Origin of the sequence: Amycolatopsis sp. NPDC051758 (genome assembly GCF_044453095.1) — a bacterium.
Taxonomy (GTDB): domain Bacteria; phylum Actinomycetota; class Actinomycetes; order Mycobacteriales; family Pseudonocardiaceae; genus Amycolatopsis.
In genome coordinates this window covers 1-18479 of sequence record NZ_JBITCJ010000004.1, presented here as the reverse complement: position 1 = coordinate 18479, position 18479 = coordinate 1, and the positions used below count along the sequence as shown (strand labels likewise).

Genomic DNA, 18479 nt, shown 5'->3' with positions numbered 1-18479 from the left:
CGAAGTGAGCAGCAATCCCGCTCGCCCGGGAAAAGTGCCCGGTCCACCTGGGAACAGCTCGGTAGACGACAGGAGACCGGGCTTGCTTTGGTGAGTGCCACGAAGGTGATCGGACGAACCAGAGGCGGTGGGATGAGAGCGCAATCAGGACAGCGGAACCGGCAGTTCGACCGGTTCTGGCTGGGCAACAGCGTCTCCCAGTTCGGCGACCGGATCAGTGAGCTGGCGATCCCGCTCATCGCGGTGGTGCTGCTGCACACCGATCCCGCCGAGTCCGCGACGCTGGTGGCGCTGATCTGGCTGCCCAACGTGCTCTCACCGCTGGTCGGGACGTGGGTCGACACGCGCCGGGACAAACGGCAGCTGCTGATCGCCGCCGACCTGCTGCGCGCGGCCGTGCTGCTGAGCGTGCCCGCCGCCGCCCTGCTCGGGCACGTCACCCTGGGGCAGCTCTACGTCGTGGCCGCGCTGATCGGCATCGGGCAGATGCTGTTCAACGTCACGTACCCGGCGTTCTTCATCGCCCTGGTACCACGCTCGGACTACGTCGCGGCCAACAGCAAGCTCAGCACCACCCGCTCCGCCTCCTACATCGCGGGCCCGGCCGTCGGAGGTGCGCTGATCCAGGCGATCACCGCACCGCTCGCCGTGTTCGTCGACGCGGTCACATTCCTGTTCTCGGCGTTCAGCATCGGCCGGGTGAAGGTCACCGGGAGCGAACCGGTCGCCGACACCTCGACGTCGCTCGGCCGCCGGCTGCTCGCGGGGCTGCGGTTCAACTTCGGCCACCGGATCGTGCGCGCCTGCCTGGCCTGCTCCACGACGATGAACTTCTTCATGTACATGGGGCAGGCCCTCGTGCTCCTGTTCGCCAGCCGGGCGCTGGGGTTGTCCGCCGGGGAGATCGGCATCGGGCTCGGCGCCGGTGCGGCCGGCGGCCTGCTGAGCGCCGTGGTCGCGAAGAAGGTCATCGACCGCATCGGCCTCGGGCGTTCGATGGTGGTCGGCGCCATCTGCTACCCCGCGCCCTTCGTGCTGCTCGGTATCGCCGGCGGGCCGCACTGGCTCGGCGTGGGTGTGCTCGCCGCCGTGGAGTGCCTGTCCGGCATGGGCGTGATGTTGTACGACATCGGCAACAACTCGCTCAAGTCGGCCGTCATCCCCGCCGAAATGCGCAGCCGCGCCGCCGGCGCCTACAGCGCGATCAACTACGGCAGCCGCCCGCTCGGCGCACTCGTCGGCGGCTGGCTCGGCACGGTGGTCGGGTTGCGCCCGACGCTGATCACCGCCGCCCTCGGTGGCGTGCTCGGCTGCCTGTGGCTGCTCGCTTCGCCGATCGCCCGGCTCACCACCATTCCCGAACCCGGCGACCCGGTGGTCGCCGACGCCCAAGAGTCCTGACTCCGACACGAGCTGGAGAGAACCATGAACGACGAGGACACTCGCGCCCACCTCGTGGTGCGCAACGACGAGGAGCAGTACTCGATCTGGCTCGCCGGGCGAGAGCTGCCCGCGGGCTGGTATCCGGCCGGTGCCGAGGGCACCCGGGCGGAGTGCCTCGAGCACATCGCCGAGGTGTGGACCGACATGCGTCCACTGAGCCTGCGCAAGCGCATGGCGGCGCAGGAAACGGTCACCGCCGGGGAGCAGGGGCACTGAACATGACCACGGACAGCGTCGACACGCAGCCCACCGGCACGAGGCCCGTACGCCGGCCCCGCCGGGCGGCGATCCCCCGAGCCGACCGGGCCGGGCGGCTGCCCGTGTCCTTCGACCAGCAGCGGCTGTTCGCGCTCAACCAGCTGGAGCCGGACAGCCCCGCCTACCTGGTGCCGTTCGTGCTGCGGCTGCGCGGCGAGCTCGACGTCGAGGCGTTGTCGCGGGCCTGGACCGCGCTGCTCCGGCGCCACGAGCCGCTGCGCACCCGGTTCCGGCTGGCCGGCGGCGAACCGGTGCAGGTGATCGACGCGGAACCCGTGGCCGAGCTGCTCAGGACGTCCGCGGCCGATCTCGCCGCGGCAACTGCGCAGGCCAGGGCCGATCTGGCGGCCCCCTTCGATCTCGGCCGCCAGCACCCGGTCCGGGCACGCCTGATCCGCATCGGCGACGGTGACCACGTGCTCGCCGTCGCGCTGCACCACATCGCCTGCGATGACACGTCGCTGGCCGTGCTGACCGCCGACCTCGCCGCGCTTTATCGAGCCGAGCTGCGCGGAACCGGCGCCGGGCTGCCGGAGCTGCCCGTCCAGTACGCCGACTACGCCGCCTGGCAGCGGGACCGGCTTTCCGGGCCGGCGCTGGATCGCACGGTGGTGCACTGGCAGCGGCGGCTGTCCGGGCTGACCCCGCTGGATCTGCCGACCGACCGGCCGCGGCCGTCGATCCGGGGCTGGGCGGGCGACCGGATGCCCTTCCACGTCCCGGCGCCGCTCGCCGGCGAGCTGCGGAGCCTGGCACAAGACAGCGACGCGACCATGTACACCTTGCTGCTGACCGCCTTCCAGGTGCTGCTGGGCCGCCTGACCGGCCAGACCGACCTGGCCGTGGGCAGCGCGGTCAACCGGCGCAACCGCGGCGACCTTGGTGGCGTCGTCGGCTTCTTCCTCAACACACTGGTGATGCGCACTCCCTGGAGCGGCGACCCGGATTTCGCCACCGCGGTGCGCGAGAACCGTGGTGCGCTGCTGGATGCGCTGGAGCACCAGGACGTGCCGATCGACCGGCTCGTCGGCGCGGTGGACACCCAACGTGACCTCTCCCGCACGCCACTGTTCCAGGTGATGTTCGACTGGGCTTCCGGCAACGGCGCCCCGCCGGACCTGCCGGGGCTGACGGCCGAACACGTCAGCCTGGCCGGCGCGGTCGCCAAGTTCGACCTGACCATGCAGGTCGGTGAAGCTCCCGAGGGTGGGCTCGCCGGCGTGATCGAATACGCCACCGAGCTGTTCGACGGCGACAGTGTGCGCCGGCTGGCGCGCAACTACCTCCGGCTGCTCGAGTCCGCGGTCGCGGCACCGCACACCCGGCTGTCCGAACTGGACATCCTGGCACCCGAAGAGCGGACCCTGCTGCTGTCGGACTGGAACCGCACCGCACTCGACCGGCCGTGGACGAGCGTGCCCGACGCGGTGGCTGCGCGGGCGGCCGCGGATCCGGCTGCCCCGGCGCTGCTGACCGATGACGGCTCGACGTCCTGCGGTGACCTCGACCGCCGGGCCGGGCAGCTGGCGCACCGGCTGCGAGAACTGGGCGTGGGCGCGGAAACCCCGGTCGGGGTGTGCCTGGAGCGAAGCCCGGACCTGGTGGTCGCCCTGCTGGCGGTGTGGCGGGCGGGCGGCGCCTACGTGCCGGTCGATCCCACTCATCCGGCCGAGCGGGTCGGCTACCAGCTCACCGACTCCGCCGTGACGGTGGTGCTCACCTCGGTCGCCGCGCGAGACCGGGTGCCCGAGCTGCCGTCCGCCACGGTCCTCGTGCTGGAGGACGAGCGAGCCGACTTGGCTTCCCGGCCGGTAGCGGCGCCCGTGCGGGTCGACCCGGACAGCCTGGCCTACGTCATCTACACCTCCGGCACGACCGGCCGGCCGAAAGGTGTGCTCGTCACCCACCGCGGCCTCGTCAACTATCTCCAGTGGTGCATCGAGCAGTACGCCGGCGACTCGCCGCACGGCACCGCACTGTTCACCTCGGTCGCTTTCGACCTCACGGTGCCCAACCTTTACGTCTCCCTGATGACCGGCCGTCCCGTGCGGCTGCTGCCGGCCGACCTCGCACCCGACGAGCTGGCCGGCCGGCTGGTGGCGGGCGGGCCGTACGCCTTCGTGAAGCTCACCCCGGCGCACCTCGACCTGCTGGCGACGCACCTCACCCCGCAGCAGGCCCGCGACCTGACCGCCGTCGTGATCCCCGCGGGTGACGCGTTCTCCGCCGGGCTGCTCGCCACGTGGCAGCGCCTGTCCGGCTCCCGCATCGTCAACGAATACGGCCCGACCGAGATCACCGTCGGCAACTCGGTCCACGTGGTCGAGGGCCCGCCGTCCACCGAGCTCGTCCCGATCGGCACCCCGATCCCGAACACCACCGCGTACGTGCTGGACACACTGCTGCAGCCGGCGCCGATCGGCGCGATCGGCGAGGTCTACGTCGGCGGGGTGGGCGTCGCCCGGGGCTACCACGGCAAGCCGGACCTGACGGCGGAGAAGTTCGTGCCCGACCCGTACGGCACCGTGCCGGGCGGGCGGCTCTACCGGACCGGGGACCTGGCCCGGGTGCTGCCCCGGGGCGACTTCGACTTCGTCGGCCGGGTCGACAACCAGGTCAAGATCCGCGGTTACCGGATCGAGCCCGCCGAGATCGAGGCCGTGCTCACGACCCATCCCGGCGTGCGCGACGCCGTGGTGCTCGCCGAGGACGGCCGGCTCGGCGCGCACCTGGTGTTCGAGGCGCAGGCGCCCGAACTCGCCGAGCTGCGCGGTTTCCTGGCCGCACGCGTACCCGGCTACATGGTGCCCTCGACCTTCACCGCCGTGGATGCCTTCCCGCTCACCGAGAACGGCAAGGTGGACCGGCGCGCACTGTCCGAACTGGATGGTTCGAGGCTGGCTCAGGACCAGGAGCGGGTTCCACCGCGCACCGACCTGGAAGCCCGCATCGCCGAGATCTGGCGTGACTGCCTCCGCGTTCCCGAGCTCGGCGTGCTGGACAACTTCTTCGACGTCGGCGGTGACTCCATCCGCGCGGTCGCCCTCGTCGGCGCGCTGCGCGAAGCCGGCCTGGACCTCACGGTCCGGGACGTGTTCGCCGAACGCACCGTCGCCGGCCTCGCTGAGTTCCTGGCCGGGGCGGCGCCGGCCGTCCCGGTACCCGGCGTCGCGCCGTTCGCGCTGCTGGACCCGGCCGACGCCGCCCGCCTGCCCGAGGGGGTGGTCGACGCCTACCCGCTGTCCCAGGTGCAGGCGGGGATGGCCGTCGCGATGCTGTCCGACCCCGATGCCCCGTACCACAACGGGACCAGTTACGAAGTACGAAGCGAACGCCCCTTCCAGCTCGAGGCGCTGAACACCGCCGCCAACCTCGTCGTCGCCCGGCACGAAGTGCTGCGCACCGCGATCGACCTGACGAGCTACTCGGTCCCGATGCAGCTGGTGCACGGCGAGGCCGTGATGACCATCGGCTCACAGGACTTGCGGCACCTCACGCCGGCGGAGCGGGAAGCCGAGATCCACACCTACATGGCGGCCGAGCGGCGCAATCTGTTCGACTTCGCGACTCCGCCGCTGATCCGGATCTTCGCCCACGTCACGGCCGACGACGCATGGTGGATCTCGATCACCGAATGCCATCCGGTGATCGAGGGCTGGACCTACCACCTGATGCTCATGGAGATCGTCACCGCGTACCACGACCTGGTGGACGGCCGGACGCCGCAGTTCGCCGAACTGCCGGCGGTCCGCTTCGCCGACTTCATCGCCGCCGAGCTGGAGGCCCTCAAGGACACTGACGACCGGGAGTACTGGCAGCGGGTGGTCACCGACTCGCCGCCGCTGACCCTGCCGGCGGGCTGGAGCGGCGGCGCCAAGGAGGAGCAGCCGACCTACACCGTCGAGATCCCCTACGGCGACCTGCGGCCGGCACTGCTGAACCTCGCCAGCCGCGCCCGGGTGCCGCTCAAGAGCGTGCTGCACGCCGTGCACCTGACCGTGATGGGCATGCTCACCCTCGAACCGTCGTTCTCCACGGGACTGGTGTGCGACACCCGCCCCGAGGTACTCGGCGCGGACCGGGTGTTCGGCATGTACCTCAACACGCTGCCCTTCGCGTTCCGCCGCGGCGCCCGCACCTGGCTCGAACTGGTGCAGCAGGTGTTCGCCGGTGAGGTGGAATTGTGGCCACACCGGCGTTACCCGGTGCCGGCCATCCAACGCGAGGTCGGCGAGGGTGCCCCGCTGCACCACATCCTGTTCAACTACCTCGACTTCAACACCGTCGACCTCGACGTGGTCGACATCTACGCCGGCATCGACTACAGCCCGAACGACTTCGACCTCGTCGTGGTGGCCAACCGGACGGGCATGGTCCGGCTCTCGGCGAAGCAGACGGTGGTCAGCAGGCAGTTCGGCGAGCTGCTCGGCAGCCTGTACCGGCGGGTGCTGGAGGAGATCGCGGCCGATCCCGACGGTGACCCCGAGGCCTGTCACCTGCCGCCGGGGGAGCTGGCGACGGTCGTCCGCCGGCACAACCAGACCGACGTCGACTGGCCGGAGGTGCTCACCCACCAGTTGTTCGAGGACCGGGTCCGCGAGACGCCGGACGCCGTGGCGGTGATCGACGCCGAGGGCGGCGTCACCAGTTACGCCGAGCTCAACGAGCAGGCCAACCGCATCGCCTGGCACCTGCGCGGCCTCGGGGTCGCGCCGGAACAGTTCGTCGGCGTGTGCGTCGACCACAGCGTCGCCATGCTGGCAGCCCTGCTGGGAATCCTGAAGTCCGGCGCGGCCTACGTGCCGCTCGACGCCTCCCATCCGGCGGACCGGCTGGCGTTCATGCTGGCCGACACCGGCGCGCGGGTGGTGGTCAGCACCGAGTCGCTGCGAGACCGGCTGCCGGCCGGGGACCATCGCCTGGTCTGCCTTGACAGCGACGCCGGGGCGCTGGCCGCCGCCCGGACCGACGACCCACCGCACGTGACGACGCCGGACAACCTGGTCTACGCGATGTACACGTCCGGCTCGACGGGCCGGCCGAAGGGTGTGCTGATCAGCCATCGGGGCCTGAACAACTACCTGCTCTGGGCGGTGGACGGGTACGGGCTCGACGGCGTGCACGGGGCGCCGATGCTCGGCTCGATCGCATTCGACCTGTCGGTGCCGAACTTCTTCCTGCCGCTGACCGGCGGGCGAGACGTCACCCTGGTGCGGCCGGATCCCAGCCTCGGCGGCCTGCGCGAGCTGCTGACCCGCCCCGGCGACCACAGCCTGCTCAAGATCACCCCGGCGCACCTGGACGTGCTGCGCGCGACACTGCCCGCGGACACCCTCGTCAACTCGGTCCGCACCTTCGTCGTCGGTGCGGACGAGGTCAAGCCGGAAACGGTGGTGGCGTGGCGGCGGATCGCGCCCGGCGCGCGGATCATCGACGAGTACGGCCCCACGGAAACCGTGGTCGGCTGTTCGATCTACACCGTGCCGGACGACTACGACCCGGCCCGGCCGGTGCCGATCGGCAAGCCCATCGCCAACATCAGGATGTACGTGCTGGACAGCGAGCTGCGGCCGATGCCCACCGGTGTGGCGGGTGAGCTGTACATCGGTGGTGTCGGCGTTGCCCGCGGCTACCTGAACCGGCCGGACCTGACCGCCGAGAAGTTCCTCCCGGACCCGTTCAGCCCCCGGCCGGGGGACCGGTTCTACCGAACCGGAGACCTGGCGCGGCTTCTGCCGGACGGCAACCTGGAATTTCTCGGCCGGACCGACAACCAGGTCAAGATCCGTGGTTACCGTGTCGAGTTCGGCGAGATCGAAGCCAGGTTGCTGCTGCATCCGGGAGTACGTGACGTCTGCGTCGCGGCCCGGCCGGGCAGGCGCGGCGAGAAGCGGCTCGTCGGCTACGTCGTCCCCGACGGTTCCGCGCCGGCCGACGGTGAGCTGCGCCGGTTTCTCGCGGACACCTTGCCGGAGTACATGATCCCAGCCGTCTTCGTGACGATGGACGCACTGCCGTTGAGCAACGGCGGCAAGGTCGACCGCGCTCGGCTGCCGGCGCCGGCGTCGGGGCGGGCGGGCCGCCACGACAGCCACGCCGAAGCGCGGACCGCGACGGAACGCGCGCTGGCCCGCGTCTGGGCCGACGTCCTGGGTCTGGACCGGATCGGCGTGCACGACGACTTCTTCCGGCTGGGGGGCGACTCGATCCTGGCGATCCAGATCGTCGCCCGGGCCCGGCAAGCCGGCCTGCCGCTGACTCCGAGGCTGGCCGTGCGGCACCGCACGGTGGCCGAGATGGCCGCTGCCGTCGACGCGGCGAAACCGTTACCCGCCAAGGTTCCCGACCCGCAGGTGAGCACGGGACAGGTGCCGCTCACCCCCATCCAGCGATGGTGGGCGGAGACACCGGGGCACCGGGACCTCGACCACTACAACCAGACGGATCTGCTGACCGTCGAAGGCGAGCCGGAGCTGCGCATCGCCGTGCTGGAGCGGGCGCTGCTGGCCGTGGTGAACCACCACAGCGCGCTTCGCCTGCGGCTGACGCATGAAGACGGCCAGTGGCGGCAGGAGGTGGCACCGCACGAGAACTCGCTGCTGGTGAAGGAAATCGACGCCACTGGTCCGGAAGCGCTCGACGCCGCTCGCGAGTTGCACACCAGCCTGAGCCTGGCCGACGGTCCGCTGGCGCGGGCGTTGCTGCTGCGAGGTCTGCCCGACGGCGACCGGGTGCTGCTCGCCGTGCACCACTGGGCGGTCGACACGGTGTCGTGGCCGATCGTCCGGGCCGACCTGCGGACCGCGTACCGGCAGCTCGTGGCCGGGGACCCGGTGGTGCTGCCGGCGGTGACCACGTCGTTCGCCGAGTGGGCGCACCGGCTCAGTGAGTTCGGCGCGTCCGCCGCGGGTGAAGCGGAAGCCCGGTACTGGTCGGACCTTCCGCCCGGTGCCCCGCTGCCGGTCGACCATCGGCCGAATGAGGCCGACACCGTCGCCGACACGCGCATGGTGACCGTGACCCTCGACCCGGCGGCCACGGAGGCGCTGCTGCGCCGGGTGCCCGCCGCGTCCGGATACCGGATCAACGAGGTGCTGGTGGCGGCGCTCGGCCTGACCATCACCCGGTGGACCGGCGACGACCGGGTACTCGTCGATCTGGAGGGGCACGGGCGCGGGCCGCTGCTGGACGCCGACCTGTCCCGGACGGTCGGCTGGTTCACCGCGGTGTACCCGGTGTCTCTCGGTTTGCCGGCGTCCCGGCACGGCCGCGACGTGCTGGCCACGGTTGCCGAGACGCTGCGAGCCGTGCCGAACGGAGGCATCGGTTACGGGCTCCGGCCGCGGCCCGAGCTGCAGCCGGAGGTGATCTTCAACTATCACGGGCAGCTCTCCGGCAGCCCGGACGAGACAGCCGCGCGGACGACGTCGGAGCTGGCGGACCTGACCCTCACGCGCAGCGGCCGGTGCGCGCGATCGCATCCACTCGAGCTCAGCGTCGCCGTGCAGGGTGGGCGTCTGCGCGTCAGCTGGATGTACTCGGCCCGCAGGCACGAGGAGCCGACCGTGCGGCGTCTCGCCGAGGATCACCTGGCCGATCTGCGCACTCTGATCGCCGAATGCACAACCGTCCCCCGAGGCGATGAAGTGGCGCGCGGTGGCGGGCGGAAGGACGTCACCGCGAGCCTCGCCGAACACGGCGTGCCCGGGGTCAGCGTGGCCGTGTTCGCCGACGGCGAGATCGTCGACGTCTGGCAGGAGGGTGTCCGGGCTGCCGGGGACGACGCTCCGGTGACCGCCGGGACCGCGTTCCAGTGCGGGTCGGTGAGCAAGCACGTGAGCACGCTGGTCGCCCTGCGGCTGGTGGCGGACGGCCGGCTGGATCTGGACCGGGACATCTCGGCGTACCTGGAATCGTGGCGGCTGCTCGACACCGAGGGCGTTCCGGCGAAGGTGACCCTGCGCCAGCTGCTGACCCACACCGGCGGCCTGACGCCGGCCTGGTACGCCGGTTACCACCCGAAGGAAACCTGGCCGTCGCTCGTGGACGTCCTCGACGGGGTGCCGCCCGCGGCCACCCCCGAGGTCCGGGTGCACCCCGAAGCGGCCGGGGGGTTCCGCTATTCCGGCAGCCACTTCTCCGTCGTGCAGCTGCTGTTGTGCGACATCACCGGGGAGGATTACGCGGAGCTGGCCCGACGACTGGTGTTCGCGCCGCTCGGTCTGGAGCAAACCAGCTTCGACCCTGCGTACCCCGTCGGCGCCGAAGTCGCCCACGCGCACGGCCGGGAGGCCAGGCAGGTGGACGGTGGCTGGCGAGCCGTCCCGGAGGCCGCGGCCGCCGGGCTGTGGACGACCTCGGCGGACCTGGCTCGCATCGCGCTTGCCGTGCGGCAGGCAGCCTTCGGGCAACCGGGCGCGCTCCTGCCCGCCGAGCTGGCCCGGCAGTTGCTCACCGACCAGGCCGGCGTCGGTTACGGCCTGGGAACGGTGCTCGACGAGGCCGGGCCGGTATACGGCCACGTCGGCGACACGGTCGGATTCCGGGCGCTGTCGGTGACCGATTTGTCCTCAGCCGGCGGTCTGGTGGTACTCACGAACGGCGACGGCGGAACGCCGGTGATAGACGAGGTCATCAAAGCCGTCGTGTCGGAGCACCCCGCGCTGCGCTGGGCTTCCGGCGCGGGGTTCTGGATGCGTGCCGTCATCGGCGGCTCGCTGGGGGCAGCCCGATAAGCACGGGCATTGGATCGTGGCCCGCCGGCCCCGGCGGGCCACGATCCCAAGGCTGCACTCGGCTTCGTAGAAGGCCCACATCCGCTGCTCGGCGGTTTGTGCCTGCCGAAGACCACGGCCGGCGGCCGAGTGGTGCCCCTGGATCGGGGCACGATCGCGCTGCTGAATCGATTGCGGTTCGCGCAGCAGAGGAAGACCGCGAATTTGGTCCGCCGCACCGGCTACGACCGGGGACAGAAGATCTGCAGGTCGGGCGGTAGCTACAGCCGCCAGGACGGTGCCGAGCAGGGGCCACGCGCCTCGTTCGCTGAGGCCCACCCAATGGCGGGGCTGACAGCGGCCCACCTCGGGCTCAAAGATCAACAAAGTCCACCGACAGCGACCCTGAAATCCAGAGAAACTGTTGGTGGGCTTTGCCTTTCGACTGTGCGCCATCAGGGACTCGAACCCCGAACCCGCTGGTTAAGAGAACGCGTTTTGGGGTGTCAGGCGGTGCCGAGTGACGTCGGACAAGACCTTTTCTCGGGCACGTCCGTGCCGGATTCTGCCGAGCTGTTCGTGCAGGTCGTTCGCGGTTCGTGGCGTGGACGGCGGGGCAGGGTGGTTGCTGTGTTGAGCCCGAGCGAGGGACGTGATCCGGTGCTGGCGGCGGTCACGATGATCGTGGCGGTCTGACTTTCCTGTTCGGTTTCGGGAACGTGCTGACGTTGGCACTCCGGCTGGGAGTGCCGGCCTGGGTGGCACCGCTGGTGGCGCCTGCAGCGGATCTATCGGTGGACGGGCTACTGCTCGCCATTCGGTCCATGTCGCTGCGGGGCGCCTCTGCCGAGGTGATCCGGCCGGCGCGGCGGCTGCCGTCAGCGTCGAGCGTGGTGACGTTGGCGTTGAACGTCGCGGAGCCGCTGATCGCTGGCGAGGTGGGGAAGGCGCTGTTCGATGCGGTGGGTCCGTTGCTGCTGATCGGGTGGGCGGAGGTAAGGGTGCGCCACGAGGTGTTGTTTGACCGAGTGGAGGTGGAACGAGACTCACCTCCGACATGCGCTCCGTGAGTACGAGCGGCACTACAACCAGCACCGAACCCACCGATCGCTGGCCGCCGCGGCGCCCCTGCGAGCCCGGCCCCAGGCCCTTGAACCCGACCGGATCGAACGCCTCGTGATACGCCGGCAGGACCGACTCGGGGGAGTCCTCCACGAGTACGGACATGCCGTTTGACATGCATGGACGTGATTTCGGCACCCGCAGGGCCCGGCACCCGCCCCGAGCGAGTGCCGGGCCCACTCTGGTCGGCCTCGTGGGCCGGTCAGTTTCCCGCCGGAACGGTCCCCGCCTGGTCGGTGATGGCGGTGTGGACCGAACTGTAGGAGGTCACGGTGTCGGCTTTGATGCCTTCGATCCCCGCGTCGCCTCCTGGCGTGAACTGGGTCGTCCGTTCCCCGATGAACTCGCCGGTGTCGCAATCGACGATGATCTCGTAGAGATAGGTACCGTCCGGGGGTGTGACACCCAGGGCGACGCCCTTGCGGCCGTCGAGGTTCGCCACCTGCGCGGTGATCTTCAGCCCGGGGATCTTGGCCACCGCGCGGTAGACCGCTTCCTTGAGATCGGCGGGTACGACACCGGTCTTCAGCAGAGTGGCCGCGACTGCCAGCACACCTCCGCCGCGGGGCTTGTTCGCCAGATAGGGATCTTTGAGCATGAGGTCGTAGAGCTGTTGCGGGTCGCGGGGCAAGTCGGCCAGCTGCTGTTTGGTGGGTGCGCTCCATTTGCCGGCGCCCCGGCCGGCGAAGATCAATGCTTTCTCGGGGAACTGGCCACCCCGCGCGCGCCACTCACCGGACTGACGGATTTCGTTTTTGTTCTGGCCCTCGGTGGTGGGGGTTTGCTCGTTGCCCACCAGCCACTGCTTGTTCCCCGTCTGACTGATCTTGAGCAGCCATTCACTGTCGAAGTCGCTCGGCTGCCAGGTCTGCCTCAGCTCTTCGGCGAGGAAAGCGAACTGGCGCTCTTTGCTGGCGACCAGGTACCAGCCGCGGGTCTCGGTGTACCGGAATTTCCCCGCGGGAATGGGTGCCTCGCCCGTGACGTGGATCATGTCGGCCGCTTGGCCCAGGGCCTGCTGCACCGACGCGAATTTCACCGCCGGCACCGACGACGTCGGCTGGGCCGAGGGGTCACCGTGGTCTCCACCGGTGATCGCCACGGTGGCGCCGACGGCAACGACCACTACCGCGGCGGCCGCGCTGAGCCACCAGCGCCGTCCGGCGGGAAGCCCTGGCTTTCGTGCCAGCTCGGTCACCGGGTTGGTGTCGGCCACCAGGGTGTCCCTTCCTTCGAGTGAGCGCACTGCGTTCAACAGTGTGTTTCGTGCCTCGGCCAGGGGCTGCCGGTTGGCGAGTTCGCTGGGGCGCATCAAGAGCAGCCCTTCGTCCAGCTCTTCGTCGGTCCACAAGCGGTGGACGTTGTCCTCAGTCATCGGCCTGTACTCCTTCCTCGTCGCGCGCGGAGCTGGATGCCGCGGACGCCTTCAGCAAGCGCCGGATCCGATGCAAGCGGGAGCGCACGGTGCCGGCGGGAACACCGAGCGCCTCGCCGATCTCGGTCGGCGCCAGTTCCGCCCAACTGGTCAGCAGCAGCACGTCCAGATCGTTCGGCGAGAGTTCCGCCAACGCCCCGGCCAGGTGCTGCACCCGGGTCTGCGCGTCGATCCGTTCGGCTACCCGATCGGCATGCCCGTGCACAACCCGCCTGCTGTGCTCGTGCGCGGCCAGGCGCAACTGCCTGCGTTGGGCAGCGACCTCGTTGCGGACCTCCGTGCGCAGTAGGTTCGTCGCGATACCGAACAGCCAGGACCGGGCGCTTCCTCGCTCGGCGTCGTAGCGGTCGCGCTGCTGCAATGCGATCAGGAACGTCTCGCTGAGCAGGTCACCGGCAATGTCGACACCGATCCTCCCGACCAGATAGCGGTGCAGGACCGCGGCGTGCTCGTCGAACAGACGCCGGAAAGACTCCTCGAGATCACCGCGGCGCAGGTCAGGCCGATCATCACCGCTTGCCGGAGTTGACTGCCGCGTCATAGTCACAGCAAGTATTGGGTTTGCGCGGCGGAAGCGTTCACGCGGGGCACGCGCCATCCGGTCGCTGACTCGGCCCGCCGAGAGATTGAGGTGGCGAACCAGATCGGACACGGTTCTGGTACTGGCCCGGCACAATCGCGTGCCAGGATGCGGCGGCCAAGGAGCAGCCCGGCGGTGACTGGGTCGACACCGATCTGGGTTGCCGCCGGCGACGTTGCATGGCCTGCGTCACGGCGCGGTCACGCTGGCGCTCCCGGCGGAGTCCCGGCTATGTCACTCATGCCTTCCGCAAAGCTCATCGCCGGCGCGGACTTGCCGCCGATCCGGCTGCATGACCTTCGCCATGGTGCGGCGAGCCTGTCGCTGGCCGCGGGGAACGACTTGAAGGTGGTGCAGGCGATGCTGGGGCACTCGAGCATCGTGCTGACCGCCGATACCTACACCAGCGTGTTGCCCTGCCTGGCGCACCAGGCGGCCGAAGCCACCGCCAATCTGGTCATGAAAGCGGCGCGGCGGACGGCGAAGAAGATCCGCCGCGACTCCCGGAAAGCCACACGCCACTACGGAACGAAGAAGCACCGCAGGCCGGGGTCGACGCGGAAGTCGGCACACAAGGTCGCACCGTAGAAGGACCCCGTGCGCCAGCTGCTCTGAGAACCTGAAGAAGATCGTCGACGCAGCCGAGCCGCCCATGACCGAGTTGGAGATCGTAGAACGAAGCGAGTCGCAGTGGACCGTCGGCGGCAGTCCTGACCCAGTTCGTTGACTACCCGCGCTCCAGATTTGCAATAGTGAACAAGTGGTCGCCTCGCGCCTGATTTCGGCGACGTGGGAGATGTCAGAGGCGTTGAGGCGCTGGAAATCGGACGTCACTGCCGCGGCTGCGCCCTACAGGCGTCCTAAGAGGACCAAGTGTCCCGCGGGGTCGGCCCCATTTGGTCCCTCGCCGGTCTCACTCATGATCAAAGCCCACCGGCAAGATCCTCGTGATCAAGGATACCCGCAGGTGGGCTTCGATTCAGTGGGGTGCGCCATCAGGGACTCGAACCCCGAACCCGCTGGTTAAGAGAACGCGTTTTGGGGTGTCGGGTGGTGCCAAGTGATGTCGGACAAGACCTTTTCGGCTGGTCAACGGCCATCACTTGTGTCGGACTATACCGCGTTCTGTCGACGTGTGCGAGACCTCTCGGGCACTTCTCGGGCACGTCCGTGCCGGATTCTGTCGAGGTGTCCTTGCATGTCAATTGCGGAGGGCGCGGGTCGGGGTGGAGGTTGTCGGGGAGGTCGGCTGCTGTGTTGAGCCCGAGCGAGGGGCGCGATCCGGTGCTGTCGGCGGTCACGCTGATCGTGGGGATCATCGTGGCGCTGACCTTCCTGTTCGGTTTCGGGAACGTGCTCACATTGGCGCTTCGGTTGGGAGTGCCGGTTTGGGTAGCGCCGCTGGTGGCGCCTGCGGTGGATCTGTCGGTGGTCGGGCTGCTGATCGCCATTCGGTCCCTGTCGCTGCGAGGCGCTCCTGCTCAGGTGATTCGGCCGGCGCGGCGGTTGCTGCTGGCCTCGAGTGTGGTGACGTTGGCGTTGAACGTTGCGGAGCCGTTGATCGCAGGCGAGGCGGGGAGGGCGTTGTTCGATGCGGTGGGTCCGTTGTTGCTGATCGGGTGGTCGGAGGTGGGGCCGGTGCTGCTGCAGGCGCTGGCAGCCGTACCAGCCACCGAGCGTCCGGCTGGCGTTGCCCAGACGCAGACCATCGACTCGGACAGCGCTTCAGCGGATCAGACAGACGGCATGGACGTGAATGCCGAGTTGCTGGAACGGGCTCGGCGTGAGGATCGGCGGCATCGTGAGCTGTACCAGCGTCCGGTGTCTGCCGAGAGTCTCCGGAAGGCGCTGGGGGTGGGTGCGGAGCGATCGCGAAATCTGGTGAAGCTGGTGCGTGCAGAGCACAGTATCTCGGCGTAGGCGTACTTGTTGCTTGGAGTAGTCGTCGTTGGCCTCCTTGTGACACTGTCCTGGCACGGGCGAATAGCACGGCGTCGACGTGATTGGCAAGTCTTTTCGCTGTCTCCTGGCGGCCGGGCCATATGGGCGAACGACCAGTTCAGTGACGAGGTCTCCAGAAGCTGCCGACGCGGTGCCAGACGACGCCTACCGCGTGGTCATGGGGTTGGTTCACTCGCGCGAGTGAATTCCGGTCCGTCCGATATGCCGATCGGTCCCTGGGTGTAACTGTTCCCCGTCCGGCGGCGACCTTATTGAGACTGTGACAACTTCAGGGAGGCCGCGTGGCGGGTTCGTCGATATTGGTGGAGACCGTCGAGGTCGGTGCTGACGGGAACCGTCAGATCTCGGCACGACCCAAGACAGCCGAGCTCCTGTCCGAGCGTCGGGAGGACATCCAGGCTGCAGTCGCCGAAGCGGTCGAGGTCATGCAGAAGTCGATGGACGATACCGCGGTCAGCTCTGGCTGGAAGGTCTCGAAGCTCGAGGCGAGCTTCGGGATCAAGCTGAAAGTCGACGCGGGTGTAATTTTGACCCGCGTGGGCGGTGAAGCTTCGTTCGACTTCAAGATCACGGTCGAGCGGACATGAGCGATCTCGCGCGGGCGCGGGTGTCCCGAGATGGAGTAGATCGCGGAGGTGGGGTGTTGCTCGCGCCGCGCCTGCTGTTGACCGCGCTTCACTGCGTCGACGGCGTCCAAGTCGGCGACAGTGAGTGCCGTCTCCAGGTGTCAGTGGCCGACCGTGCACCGGTGCCTGCTGTGCTGGAAGCGAAAGCCGAGACCTCGGACTTGGCGTTGCTCAAGCTGAGCCACTCACTCGGCTCGGCGGTTCGGATTCCCGTGGCGAGCCGGTGTCAGCGAGGCGATAAGTGGTTCGCGCCGTCTCGGCCAAGTAGAGCCGACCCGGAATTGGCCGGCGAAGTGGTCGGACCGCTCTTGTACGACTGCCAGGCCGGCGGGGTGATCGACGCCGTGGAGTTGACAACTCAAACCATGATCGGCAACTACCAAGGATATTCGGGTGGGCCCGTCTTCACCGTCCCGGAGGAACAGCACAGCGTCATCGGCGTGTTGATCGAGCAGTATCCCGACCGCCTGGACGAGATGCGTGCCAGCAACACTTTGTTCGCCGCTGCGATCGAAGGGGCGATGGACCAATTCGAGTCGTTGCAGACCGCCTACTTGCTCCGGAAGGTTCAGGACTCTCAAGAGGCTCACGACAAGGCAGCGGCGAAGAGAGACGAAGGGTATAAGCGCACCCTGGATCGGGTGGACACCATGCTGGATTTCGAGGACGCCGATCAGCGGCACGTCAGTACAGTGCTCGGGTTCCTCGGTGCCGCTGGCGCGATCGATCCCGAAGTGCGGGGCCTTCACCAGGCCATGGTCAACAAGTGGGTCCTCGAGCACAGCGAAAGGGACGATGGACGGGCGGACGCACGATGAGCGGCGAGCGTGAGCTCGACCCGGCCGCAGCCAAGCTGATCAACTGTGTCGGAGTACTTCTCTCGGCGTCGAAGGCGGACTGGAGGACTGCGTTCAGCGAGGTTTCGGCCGCGGCCGACATCGTGCGTGAGCGACTCTTGGCAGGGCGGCTGAGCACCGCGCGGGAAACGGTCGACACCGTGGTCGCTGCCGCTGTTCTGCTCGACTACGGTCAGGCGGCCTACCTCGCCGATGTGCTACTGGATTCCTGCCGTCGTGGTATGCGTGACAAACGAATGCAGAAGATCGTGGTTTCGGCGCAGGCTGCGATCCATGCGCGCCGAGGCCGCTGGGACTCGGTGGACAGGATCCTGCGCCACGAGGACCATGGCGGCCGGCTCGACGAACACGACCTGCGGATCGCGGTCGACTTCGCCCTGAGAGCGGTCTACGGCCCGAGTGACCTCAGAAGCGACGATCTGGCGGTCGGCGTGGGGATCGAGGCCTTCCACAATCGGCCGATTCTGTGGTTCACGTTAGCAACGGCTGCTTTCGAGAACGCTATGATGCATGCGAGAGTGGATGGCGCGCGCCAGTTTCTCCGACAGATGGACGTTAGTAGTGCCGCGGTTGTTGATGAGATCGGCGCCGATCACCCGTATTTGGGTCTGGTGTTGCTCACGCTTGCGTCGGCGAAGTGTTCGCGCGCAGCCGCTGAGGGCAATATGGCGGAGTTACGACGTTGCTCGGATATCCTGGCTATCGCTGTTCAACGGGCCGCTTCGCAACTGGGCGAGCAGCACCCGCACGCGATCGGTGGATTGGTGAATCTCGCCCACGCGGAGTTTGAGATCGCGCTGGCTTCGAGGTCCGTGGACGACTTGACACGGAGTGTGGATGACCTGCGTTTACTACGTCATCGGGTCGTCGCGGCGTTGGGCCGCAGCCATCCCATAGCTGTGGCTGTCGAGATGAACAGCGCCGTCGCAGGCTTGGAGGTCGCCCGTATGAGCCGGTCCGTCACTGCGCTCGATGATGCCGCACGCGAACTGCGCGTCGCAGTGGAACTGGCGACGGAGACGTTCGGGCCGTTCCACCCCCGGGCCGCAGTCGCGGCTGCGAACGCTGCTTCTGCCGAGTTTGACCTCGCCAGGAGGCATCACTCCACAGTGGAACTCGAGCGTGCGCTGGCGATATTCGAGCGCACGCAGTTGCAGACTGAGAACTCGCTGGGCGCGGAACACGCCGTCTCGGTGGTACTCGCGCGGCAGATCGAAGCTTGCCGAGTGCTCTTGTTGGCGGGGCCACCCATCGATGATCGTGCCGGTGGGAGTACTGCGACCATCGTCGAGACTCGCACGGACGAGCTGTGGGACGCAGCCGGCGACTATGTCTCAATCCACCAGGCGACATTGCCCCCGCCGGATTCGGCACGACGAGGCGTCGACATCAACGACATCGGGTCGGAGGAAGACTTCCTCGCGGCTATCGACAAGACGATCAAGTACTTCAACGATGGCGACATCGTCGAAGGCACGATCG

The 18479-nt window shown here is 68.7% G+C and carries 11 protein-coding genes and 1 pseudogene; 10 read left to right on the top strand and 2 right to left on the bottom strand.

Annotated features, from left to right (window positions below; all coding sequences use genetic code 11):
• Positions 1-132 precede the first annotated feature (132 nt).
• The 5 genes from ACIA5G_RS19545 to ACIA5G_RS19525 all read left to right on the top strand — a co-directional run bounded on the left by ACIA5G_RS19545 (position 133) and on the right by ACIA5G_RS19525 (position 11485).
• Positions 133-1401 (top strand): MFS transporter, encoded by a 1269-nt coding sequence (locus ACIA5G_RS19545; RefSeq protein ID WP_395925002.1) that lies wholly within the window; start codon positions 133-135, stop codon positions 1399-1401.
• 24 nt (positions 1402-1425) lie between these two features.
• A complete protein-coding gene (locus ACIA5G_RS19540) occupies positions 1426-1659 on the top strand; it encodes an MbtH family protein (RefSeq protein ID WP_395925000.1) in 234 nt (77 codons plus the stop codon).
• A 2-nt stretch (positions 1660-1661) separates the two neighbouring features.
• On the top strand, positions 1662-10436 hold the full coding sequence (locus ACIA5G_RS19535; protein WP_395924998.1) for an amino acid adenylation domain-containing protein: 8775 nt from the start codon (positions 1662-1664) through the stop codon (positions 10434-10436).
• A gap of 9 nt (positions 10437-10445) precedes the next feature.
• Positions 10446-11111 (top strand): hypothetical protein, encoded by a 666-nt coding sequence (locus ACIA5G_RS19530; RefSeq protein ID WP_395924996.1) that lies wholly within the window; start codon positions 10446-10448, stop codon positions 11109-11111.
• A 62-nt stretch (positions 11112-11173) separates the two neighbouring features.
• A complete protein-coding gene (locus tag ACIA5G_RS19525) occupies positions 11174-11485 on the top strand; it encodes a hypothetical protein (protein ID WP_395924994.1) in 312 nt (103 codons plus the stop codon).
• Positions 11486-11739: 254 nt separating this feature from the next.
• Here ACIA5G_RS19525 and ACIA5G_RS19520 read toward each other — a convergent pair whose 3' ends face one another.
• Together ACIA5G_RS19520 and ACIA5G_RS19515 are read right to left on the bottom strand one after the other, a co-directional pair.
• Positions 11740-12912: a CU044_5270 family protein gene (locus ACIA5G_RS19520; protein ID WP_395924992.1), complete on the bottom strand. Its 1173-nt coding sequence runs from the start codon at positions 12910-12912 to the stop codon at positions 11740-11742.
• Positions 12905-13513, bottom strand: coding sequence for an RNA polymerase sigma factor (locus ACIA5G_RS19515; RefSeq protein ID WP_395924990.1), 609 nt, complete (start codon positions 13511-13513; stop codon positions 12905-12907). The genes ACIA5G_RS19520 and ACIA5G_RS19515 overlap by 8 nt, the downstream gene beginning before the upstream one ends.
• A 270-nt stretch (positions 13514-13783) precedes the next feature.
• Here ACIA5G_RS19515 and ACIA5G_RS19510 point away from each other — a divergent pair, with 270 nt between their 5' ends.
• The 5 genes and pseudogenes from ACIA5G_RS19510 to ACIA5G_RS19490 form a co-directional block, all read left to right on the top strand.
• A complete protein-coding gene (locus tag ACIA5G_RS19510) occupies positions 13784-14140 on the top strand; it encodes a tyrosine-type recombinase/integrase (protein WP_395924988.1) in 357 nt (118 codons plus the stop codon).
• 669 nt (positions 14141-14809) lie between these two features.
• Positions 14810-15472, top strand: coding sequence for a hypothetical protein (locus ACIA5G_RS19505; protein WP_395924986.1), 663 nt, complete (start codon positions 14810-14812; stop codon positions 15470-15472).
• 323 nt (positions 15473-15795) lie between these two features.
• Positions 15796-16101 (top strand): CU044_2847 family protein, encoded by a 306-nt coding sequence (locus tag ACIA5G_RS19500; protein WP_395924984.1) that lies wholly within the window; start codon positions 15796-15798, stop codon positions 16099-16101.
• Between the two features lie 53 nt (positions 16102-16154).
• Positions 16155-16958: a serine protease gene (locus ACIA5G_RS19495; protein ID WP_395924982.1), complete on the top strand. Its 804-nt coding sequence runs from the start codon at positions 16155-16157 to the stop codon at positions 16956-16958.
• Positions 16955-18479, top strand: a pseudogene (locus ACIA5G_RS19490) (hypothetical protein); the annotation flags it as partial. The gene ACIA5G_RS19495 and the pseudogene ACIA5G_RS19490, both read left to right, overlap by 4 nt.

Bases quoted from the DNA above. Each gene is read 5' to 3' on its own strand.
- ACIA5G_RS19545 (WP_395925002.1), top strand. From the start codon at position 133: ATGAGAGCGCAATCAGGACAGCGGAACCGGCAGTTCGACCGGTTCTGG.
- ACIA5G_RS19540 (WP_395925000.1), top strand. From the start codon at position 1,426: ATGAACGACGAGGACACTCGCGCCCACCTCGTGGTGCGCAACGACGAG.
- ACIA5G_RS19535 (WP_395924998.1), top strand. From the start codon at position 1,662: ATGACCACGGACAGCGTCGACACGCAGCCCACCGGCACGAGGCCCGTA.
- ACIA5G_RS19520 (WP_395924992.1), bottom strand. From the start codon at position 12,912: ATGACTGAGGACAACGTCCACCGCTTGTGGACCGACGAAGAGCTGGAC.
- ACIA5G_RS19515 (WP_395924990.1), bottom strand. From the start codon at position 13,513: ATGACGCGGCAGTCAACTCCGGCAAGCGGTGATGATCGGCCTGACCTG.
- ACIA5G_RS19510 (WP_395924988.1), top strand. From the start codon at position 13,784: ATGTCACTCATGCCTTCCGCAAAGCTCATCGCCGGCGCGGACTTGCCG.